Raw genomic sequence first — 7,837 nt, 5'->3', positions numbered from 1 at the left:
TGAATAGCCCCTAGATTTGTAGACACCTTGTGACTTAAAAAAGAGACAAGGAGCTTACGATGGGTAAAGCTAATTTCACCGACGAATTCAAACTTGACGCTATTAAACAGATTACTGAGCGTGGCTATTCAGTAGCTGATGTTTCACGTCGCTTGGGCGTGAGCACACATTCACTTTATAGCTGGAGGAAGCGCTATAATGCTCCTGAGAAAGCAGCTGTGCAGGATGATCAATTGTCAGAGATCAGGCGCTTGAAGCAAGAGCTTGCTCGCGTCACGGAGGAGCGTGACATATTAAAAAAAGCCACCGCGTACTTCGCCAAGGATGCAAAATGAAGTACGCGTTTATCAAGGCGCATCGTGTTCGGTTCAATGTGCGTGCCATGTGCCGCATGCTTTGTGTCCATCCAAGCGGATTTTATGCATGGATGAAGCAGCCTTTAAGTCACCGTGCAAATGAAGATATCCGGCAGATAGCACTGATCAAGGATGCTTGGCATGACAGCGGCAAGGTCTACGGATACCGCAAATTACACGATGATCTGCGAGATCAGGGGGAGACCTGCTGTCCAAACCGTGTGGCGAGACTGTCCAGACTGGCAGGGATCAAGGCTCAGATTGGTTATAAGCGCCGTTCCGGTAAATATGGTGGCAAACCCTCTATCGTCATAGACAACACCCTGGATCGCCAGTTCGATGTGAACACACCTGATAAGGTTTGGGTCACAGATATTACTTATATCAAGACATATGAAGGGTTTTCCTACCTGGCTGTTGTCATCGACCTGTTTTCTCGACGCGTTGTCGGGTGGTCAATGCAATCGCGCCAAACCACAGACCTGGTCTTACAGGGTTTATTGATGGCCGTGTGGCGACGAAAGCCTAAAGAGCGGGTACTGATACATTCAGACCAAGGCTCCCAGTTTACAAGTATGGACTGGGCATCATTCCTGAAACAACATAATCTTGAGCACAGCATGAGCCGCCGCGGGAATTGTCACGATAATGCTGTAGCTGAGAGCTTTTTTAACCTGCTGAAGCGAGAGCGCGTTCGACGTAAAACATACAGAACTCGAGCTGAAGCAAGGCAAGACGTATTTGATTACATTGAGATGTTTTATAACCCGCAACGCAAACACGTTAGAAATGGTATGCTGTCACCAGCACACTTTGAACAGAACCACAAACTGAAGACGAAGAGTGTCTAATAAACTCGGGGCTATTCAAGACGGCAAATCCGGCGATTGCGACACCAGCAAACACGGCAGAGAGGGAGTAGAGGTTCGCTCGCTGCCTCTCTTGGTCTGCAAGAGCCTTCTGATCTACGACGAGTTGTCCAAGTGCGCTCCAGACGGTTTCGATGGTATCTGCGGTCTCATTAAAGGAACCGGTACGATCAAGAAAAATCTGCCGCAATTCGGAAGCATTCGTTCTTATGCGGCTTAAAGTTGGACCCATCACGGCAGGCAGGCCATCGAAAAATGTCAATCCGCTTGCTTCCTTGGTGAATTTCTCAAGATCCGAGGAGAGGATGTCGATGGATGACATCAGGGATCGTTCGTGCTGCGGCGTAGGCTGGCCTAGGTATCTCGCGATCAAGGCTTGAGCGACGGCCAGATCATACGAAAATTGCCTGCTGTATCCGACCACGGCGACCGCGAGCGACGATCTCTGATTCAAGTCACTGAAAATACGCGTAGCGCCGCGCATATTGCCGGTGGCAGCTTCTTTCAGCGAGCTATCAAGCTCGGCCGACAGGCTAGCGACTTCGGCTCTAACAGGAGAATAATCGACTGACGGGTCCGATGCCGAGAGCCGGTTCAAACCGTCAGCGATCTTTCTCATTGCAGCAGCAGTTGCTGGGGGAATGATTTCGACAGATTTCTCAAGCTGCTTGCTGACGAACCTTCCACGCGAATTTGCTATCCCCGGCAACTTGTCGATCGACGATTGGTTCAGGTCGGTGGCGAGTTTACCGAAGAACCTGCTTGTCCCGTCCAGATACTCTGCTGTCTGAAGCATCATCTTTGCGGATTGCTCGCTGTCCCTGATACTCTGTTCCAGCTTTTGCTGTTCCGTTGCAGTCTTCGCCTGGAAATCCGCCATCGCGGAGAGGTCATTTTCGAGTTCGAGTCTGAGCTGTGTCTCTTTCTCATGAAGCGACCAAAGATCACCCACGCGGCGTTCAATGTTCGATGTGGCGTCAGCAGCGGACGTGATCACGGCCCTTCCATCCGTTGCGCTCAAACGGTGTTCGGCAAGCGAAAGGACATTCTTTTGTCTTGTAATCTCGTCGTAGAGTTTATCGCGGCTATCCTCCGAGGCATGCTGGAGGAAAAGGGTCATTCCAGCATAGACATTCTTGAATCCGGTCAGTGCGTTGACGACGTCGCTGCTCGCGTCGATCCGCTTCTGCAGGACGCTGGCAGCAAAGTAATTGATGCCACTTATGATCACGATCGTTCCAACGAAACCAAGCCCGACCGCAGTAATTTTTGTACCTAGTTTGAAACGCGCGCAAAATGCTTGAATGCCCATAGATCTCCCCCCGACCTCGAGATGAATTAAAACGGTCCCCTACTCCCGAAAACAATGCTCCTCGGTTGGAAAATCCCCATCGCGGACCTCTTTCGCGAAGCATGCGATTGCTTCGGACATATCGGAGCCGAAATCGCGATATCGTTTTGCAAACTTCGGTCTAAACTCTCGGAACAGGCCCAAAATGTCCTCGGTAACGAGAATCTGGCCGTCGCAGGCGGGCGAAGCTCCGATCCCGATAGTTGGAATTCCCACTGCCCCGGTAATGCGCCTTGCGACGGGCTCTGCAACCTTCTTGATTACGATCGCAAACGCGCCGGCTTCCTCGCATGCTCTGGCGTCAGCGAGCAGACTATCGCCGCCGGCGCCCCGGCCCTGCACTTTGTATCCACCGAAGACGTTAATGCTCTGAGGGGTCAAGCCGATATGTGACATTACCGGGATACCGCGAGAGACAAGGAAGCGCACTGTCGGCGCCATCGCACTGCCGCCCTCAAGCTTGACCGCCGCACAATCTGTCTCCTGCATCAGACGCACCGCCGATTCAAACGCTGTTTGTCGGGAGCTTTCATAGCTCCCGAAAGGTAGATCAACGACCATCAATGCACGGTTTAACCCTCGGCGAACCGCCTTCGCATGAAGAAGCATCATATCAAGCGTGACTCCGACCGTACTGGGCAGTCCGTGCACGACCATTCCGAGGCTGTCGCCTACGAGAACGATATCGCAAAATTCGTCAATTAGCCGGGCGGTGGGCGTGCTATGAGCGGTGAGGCAAACGAGCTTGTCAGCCCCTTTCCGCGCTTTGACATCGAACGTCGTGATTGGTTTGCCAACGCCGTTGGACATCGATCCGTTATCCTGCACTCACGGCATCTGGGCGTATTGACGCATCAGCGGCGATTGAAAACTCTTCACGGACCGCCTCATCATGTTGTCCCAATGTTGGTACCGGTTGGTATTCAGGTGTTTCGCCCGAGATGACAATAGGAGGTGCAATTACCTCGATATTTCCTGCGGCTGTTTCGACCGCAATGGTTCGCAGTTGCGGATGGGCAGCAAGATCCTCAAGCGTCGACAGCCTGCCAAAAGCAATTTCTGCTACAAGGAGGCGCTCTGCAATCGCATTCCGATCCATCTTCTGAAAGACGGAGTTTATGAGGTCTTCCAGCTCTCGTCGGTTTTGCACACGGGCGTTGTTGTTGGCGAACATTTCCTTGGTGAGAAGGTCGGGCCTCTCCAGAACCTTGGTACACAGTCTTTGCCATTCCCGTTCGTTCTGTATCGATAGCAGAATCTTTTCGCCGCCTTGACAATCGAATACGCCGTAAGGGGCAATGGTCGGATGCTCAAGACCATTGCGCGTAGGATGGTGGCCACCATACTGATATTGGAGGTAGGGCACGTTCATCCAGTCGGCCAGACTGTGGAACAAAGACACCTCAATAGCCCTGCCTTCCCCACTTTTCTCACGCGCATAGAGAGCCTGAACGATTGCTTGATGAGCGTACATTCCGCACGCTATGTCACATACTGATACGCCGACCCGAGCCGGCCCTGAATCGTTGCCTGTCAGCAGGGCAAGCCCGCTCTCCGCTTGTACGAGCAAATCATATGCTTTCATCGAGCGATATTCGCCCGAAGATCCGTATCCGGTAACATCCACGGTGATTAGTTTTGGAAACCGCTCGCGCAGCGTTGCACTTCCGATACCTGCCCGTTCGGTCGCGCCCGGCGCGAGGTTTTGGATGAAGACATCAGCCTGCGACAGCATCTCATACAGAAACGCAACATCGTTCTGATCCTTTAGGTCAAAGAGCACCGACTCCTTTCCCCGATTGAGCCAAACGAAGTAAGCGCTTAACCCGTTGACAAAAGAATCATAGTTTCGCGCGAAGTCCCCTTCCTTCCGCTCCAGCTTAATGACACGTGCACCCGCGTCAGCCAGGCGTGAGCTTGCATAGGGCGCCGCAACGGCCTGTTCCAGGGCGACAACTGTTATCCCTTGAAGATCCTGACGCATTTCTTCCTACCCGCATTGCTTGTTTGTTCTGGCATAAGAACAAATGCAGGGACCCTCGGCCAATCGCGGTTCGCTCTTGCACCGATTGAGCAAACCGATGACTCACTCTGGTATCGGAAATATCAATGACAGAAAGAAGCTGGAGAACCTTGCAGGTCTTTGCTCAGTATGCGCGTTAGGGTAATTGACCGATCTTCACTATGATTGGTGTTCATTGTTCCTAGGGAGGCATGAAATGGCTAAGTATGCAAAGCGGATAGGTTTTTTGAAGAAAAGGGATGATCTGACCAACGAGCAGTTTCTGGATCATTGGCGCAACACCCATGCGGTCCTGTGCCAGCGGATCCCGGGTTTGAAACGCTACGCTATTAACTACATCAATCGCTCGGCGAATCCGGAGGTACCCTATGACGGGTTTTCCGAACTCTGGTTCGAGAGCAAAGAGGCGCATGATGCTGCATTTTCAAGCCCCGAGGGCGTCGAGCTCCTCGCGGATATTCCAAACTTCGTCTCTGCGTTGAACGGCGTGATCGTGTTGGAAGAGCGCTTCATTTGGCCGGTCGAGGACGGACTGGGCAAATAGCCTAGCGCGAATACCAAGGCTGAGCCGGTTGCAAAGCGCCGTCCAGCTCAGCCTTGCTAAACAAAACAGACTCAGGGAGGGGTCATGTGATGGAGGAGCGACAGCTTAGATGTTTTCTCGCGATAGCAGAATTGGGGTCGGTGACACGCGCCGCAGATAGGTTGGATATTGCTCAGCCTTCTCTCAGCCAAATGCTTCTCCGGCTGGAAGATGAACTCGGGATAAAGCTGTTCGAGCGCACCTCGCGCGGCGTCCTTCTTACCGAACCTGGACGCATCTTCAGAGAACACGCCAATACGATCCTCCGCGAGATTGCCCGCGCCAGAGAGCAAATTCGAAGTGATGATGTCTTCGTCCACGAGCGTGTGTCTATCGGACTTCCAAGTTCGGTCAGCACACTAATTGGCGCGCGCCTCATCGTCGCTGCGAAGAAGCAGTTCCCGGGCATATCGTTGAATGTTTCGGAGGCGATGTCAGGGCACATCCGGCGCTGGCTCGAGGAAGGCAACCTGGACATCGGCGTCTTGTATAATGTCCAGGATATGCGGTCGCTGATCTCGACGCAGGTGGCGGTCGAGGAGCTTTTTCTCGTCGGTCCGCCAGGCAGCTTCGGACCAGTCGACGAGTATGGCATCGCCATCGAACCCGTCGGCTTGGCAAATCATGAGCAGTATCAATTCATCATGCCCACACAGCAACATGGCCTGCGCCGGTTCGTGGACGACAAGACACGCAATGGCCCGCTCGAGTTAAAGATAGCATTCGAGGTCGATTCACTCATGCATATCAAAACGCTCGTCGCAGAAGGGCTTGGATACTCGTTACTTGCCCATGCTGCGATTATGGAGGAATTGCAGCATAGAAAGCTGTCGGCGGCGCGGATTGTGAAACCTGTTTTTCGCCGTGGAATCTATGTTGTTCGGAACCCTTCTCAAATCGTAACGCGTGCCTCCGTTCGTGTGACAGATTTGCTGACCGGGCTTATGGCAGAGATGATCCAGAACGGTGAATGGCTCGCCTCGCGGGTGAATAGCAACACGGGTCTAACTGGCCTCCCATAATCGATCTCAATGGCAGGAAGAGGCGAACTCAAATTGCACACAGCCAATCGCCGGCCTCTTATGCGACTACAAATTCTCGATGATAGGGAGGTCACTTTGGATAAGCATTTCATCAACGGCAAATGGGCGGCGAGCACATCCGGGGAGACGTCGGCAGCGATCGACCCCAGCACTGGCAAGGAATACGGGCGGATCGCCGTCGGCACCATTGAGGACATCGATGCGGCTGTTAAAGCGGCAAGGGCAGCATTTGAAAACGGACCGTGGGGTCGCCTCACTGCTGCAGAACGAGGAAGACTCCTTCTGAAATTCGCGGCCCTCATTATCGAGAAGAAGGATGAACTCGCAGCAATCGAGTCTCGGGACACTGGAAAGCCACGAACTGTCGCGCGCAACGACGTCGACGCTGCTGCACGTTACTTCGAATACTATGGTGGCGCGGCAGACAAAGTATATGGCGATACAATCCCGTATCTGAACAACCATTTCGTAGCGGTCGTGCGCGAAGCAAAGGGCGTGACGGGACACATCCTGCCTTGGAACTATCCTATGCAGATGTTCGGACGAACCCTTGCCCCCTCCCTTGCTGCGGGAAACGCGACAGTTCTCAAGCCAGCTGAGGCGGCGTCTGCATCAATTCTTCGACTGGCCGAACTGGCCACCGAGGCTGGCCTTCCTGACGGGGCTATCAATGTCGTGACGGGAGCCGGTGGCAAGATCGGCACCGCGCTCGCTGGCCATCCCGGAGTGGATTTCATTTCCTTCACCGGATCTCCTGAAGTTGGACAAATCATTCAGAAAACGGCAGCGGACAACGGTTTTGTCGCAAACTTTTTATGTCGGACCATATATGCGATGAGTGGCGTCGGTTACAGATTGATGAGAGGCATTGAACATGGTCGATTTCAAGGGAACGCATTTCCCCAAAAGTGTCATCCTGTATGCCGTTTTCTTCTATGTTCGTTATTCAGTTTCGTATCGTGATCTTCAGGAAATAATGGCCGAACGAGGCGTAGAGATTGACCATGCAACACTGAACCGATGGGTTGTTAAATACTCGCCGCAGATTGCAACTCATGCTCAGAAGCGTAAACGCGCAACACTAGGCTCATGGCGTGTTGACGAGACCTATATAAAGGTCAAAGGGAAATGGACCTATCTATATCGGGCCGTTGATCGTGACGGCCAAACCCTTGATTTCATGCTCTCTGAGCGCCGCAACCTCAGCGCTGCGCGGCGTTTCCTTAAAAAGGCTATCGCAAGCAATAGTGTTCCGAACAAGATTGTTATTGATAAAAGCGGAGCTAATTTGGCTGGTGCGCAGGCTATAAATAATATCCTTAAGATCACCGATACGGACAAGCTGATTGAGATTCTTCAGGTCAAATACCTGAACAACATTCTTGAACAGGATCATCGTTTCATCAAGCGGGTCACCAAGCACATGTTGGGCTTCAAAGCATTCCATTCCGCTTCAGCCACCATTGCAGGGATCGAAGTGGCTCACATGATCCGCAAGAATCAATTCGCCAACGACAATCAATCGCCATTCGTAGTGTTCGCGGAGCTCGCAGCATAATTGTGCCCACAGATAAGGCCGCACTTAACTTACTGCAAAATTTGCGACACAACC

At 52.5% G+C, this 7,837-nt stretch carries 8 protein-coding genes; 5 read left to right on the top strand and 3 right to left on the bottom strand.

Going from position 1 to position 7,837, the window contains the following annotated elements; genetic code table 11:
• Positions 1-59 precede the first annotated feature (59 nt).
• Positions 60-1,207, top strand: a protein-coding gene (locus tag QUF18_RS20090; protein WP_374807254.1) for an IS3 family transposase whose coding sequence is annotated in 2 segments (ribosomal slippage) — positions 60-306 and positions 306-1,207 — 1,149 coding nt in all. Because the reading frame shifts where the segments join, the coding sequence is not laid out codon by codon here.
• Here QUF18_RS20090 and QUF18_RS20085 read toward each other — a convergent pair.
• Genes QUF18_RS20085 through QUF18_RS20075 form a run of 3 tightly spaced genes read right to left on the bottom strand, consistent with a single transcriptional unit; the run spans position 1,140 to position 4,560 of the window.
• Positions 1,140-2,537, bottom strand: coding sequence for a hypothetical protein (locus QUF18_RS20085; protein ID WP_289389026.1), 1,398 nt, complete (start codon positions 2,535-2,537; stop codon positions 1,140-1,142). The two genes, QUF18_RS20090 and QUF18_RS20085, sit on opposite strands and share 68 nt — an antisense overlap.
• Before the next feature lie 39 nt (positions 2,538-2,576).
• Positions 2,577-3,386 carry a 3-methyl-2-oxobutanoate hydroxymethyltransferase gene (gene panB / locus QUF18_RS20080; RefSeq protein WP_289389025.1) on the bottom strand — a complete coding sequence of 270 codons (810 nt, stop codon included), beginning with the start codon at positions 3,384-3,386 and terminating at the stop codon, positions 2,577-2,579.
• Between the two features lie 7 nt (positions 3,387-3,393).
• Entirely contained in the window at positions 3,394-4,560 is a 1,167-nt protein-coding gene (locus QUF18_RS20075) for a CaiB/BaiF CoA transferase family protein (RefSeq protein WP_289389024.1), read from the bottom strand.
• Between the two features lie 235 nt (positions 4,561-4,795).
• On the opposite strand from QUF18_RS20075, the gene QUF18_RS20070 reads away from it, so the two are divergent.
• The 4 genes from QUF18_RS20070 (at position 4,796) to QUF18_RS20055 (ending at position 7,783) form a co-directional block, all read left to right on the top strand.
• Positions 4,796-5,143, top strand: coding sequence for an EthD family reductase (locus tag QUF18_RS20070; protein WP_136883637.1), 348 nt, complete (start codon positions 4,796-4,798; stop codon positions 5,141-5,143).
• Between the two features lie 89 nt (positions 5,144-5,232).
• Entirely contained in the window at positions 5,233-6,204 is a 972-nt protein-coding gene (locus QUF18_RS20065; RefSeq protein WP_136883636.1) for a LysR family transcriptional regulator, read from the top strand.
• A 96-nt stretch (positions 6,205-6,300) separates the two neighbouring features.
• A complete protein-coding gene (locus tag QUF18_RS20060; protein ID WP_434547428.1) occupies positions 6,301-7,188 on the top strand; it encodes an aldehyde dehydrogenase family protein in 888 nt (295 codons plus the stop codon).
• On the top strand, positions 7,100-7,783 hold the full coding sequence (locus tag QUF18_RS20055) for an IS6 family transposase (RefSeq protein WP_289388726.1): 684 nt from the start codon (positions 7,100-7,102) through the stop codon (positions 7,781-7,783). Before QUF18_RS20060 ends, QUF18_RS20055 begins: the two co-directional genes overlap by 89 nt.
• Positions 7,784-7,837: the final 54 nt, after the last annotated feature.

This window comes from Pseudochrobactrum kiredjianiae, from assembly GCF_030362795.1.
Lineage (GTDB): Bacteria > Pseudomonadota > Alphaproteobacteria > Rhizobiales > Rhizobiaceae > Pseudochrobactrum > Pseudochrobactrum kiredjianiae.
Note: the sequence above shows the minus strand (reverse complement) of the source record. Positions and strands in the feature narration are given on the sequence as shown.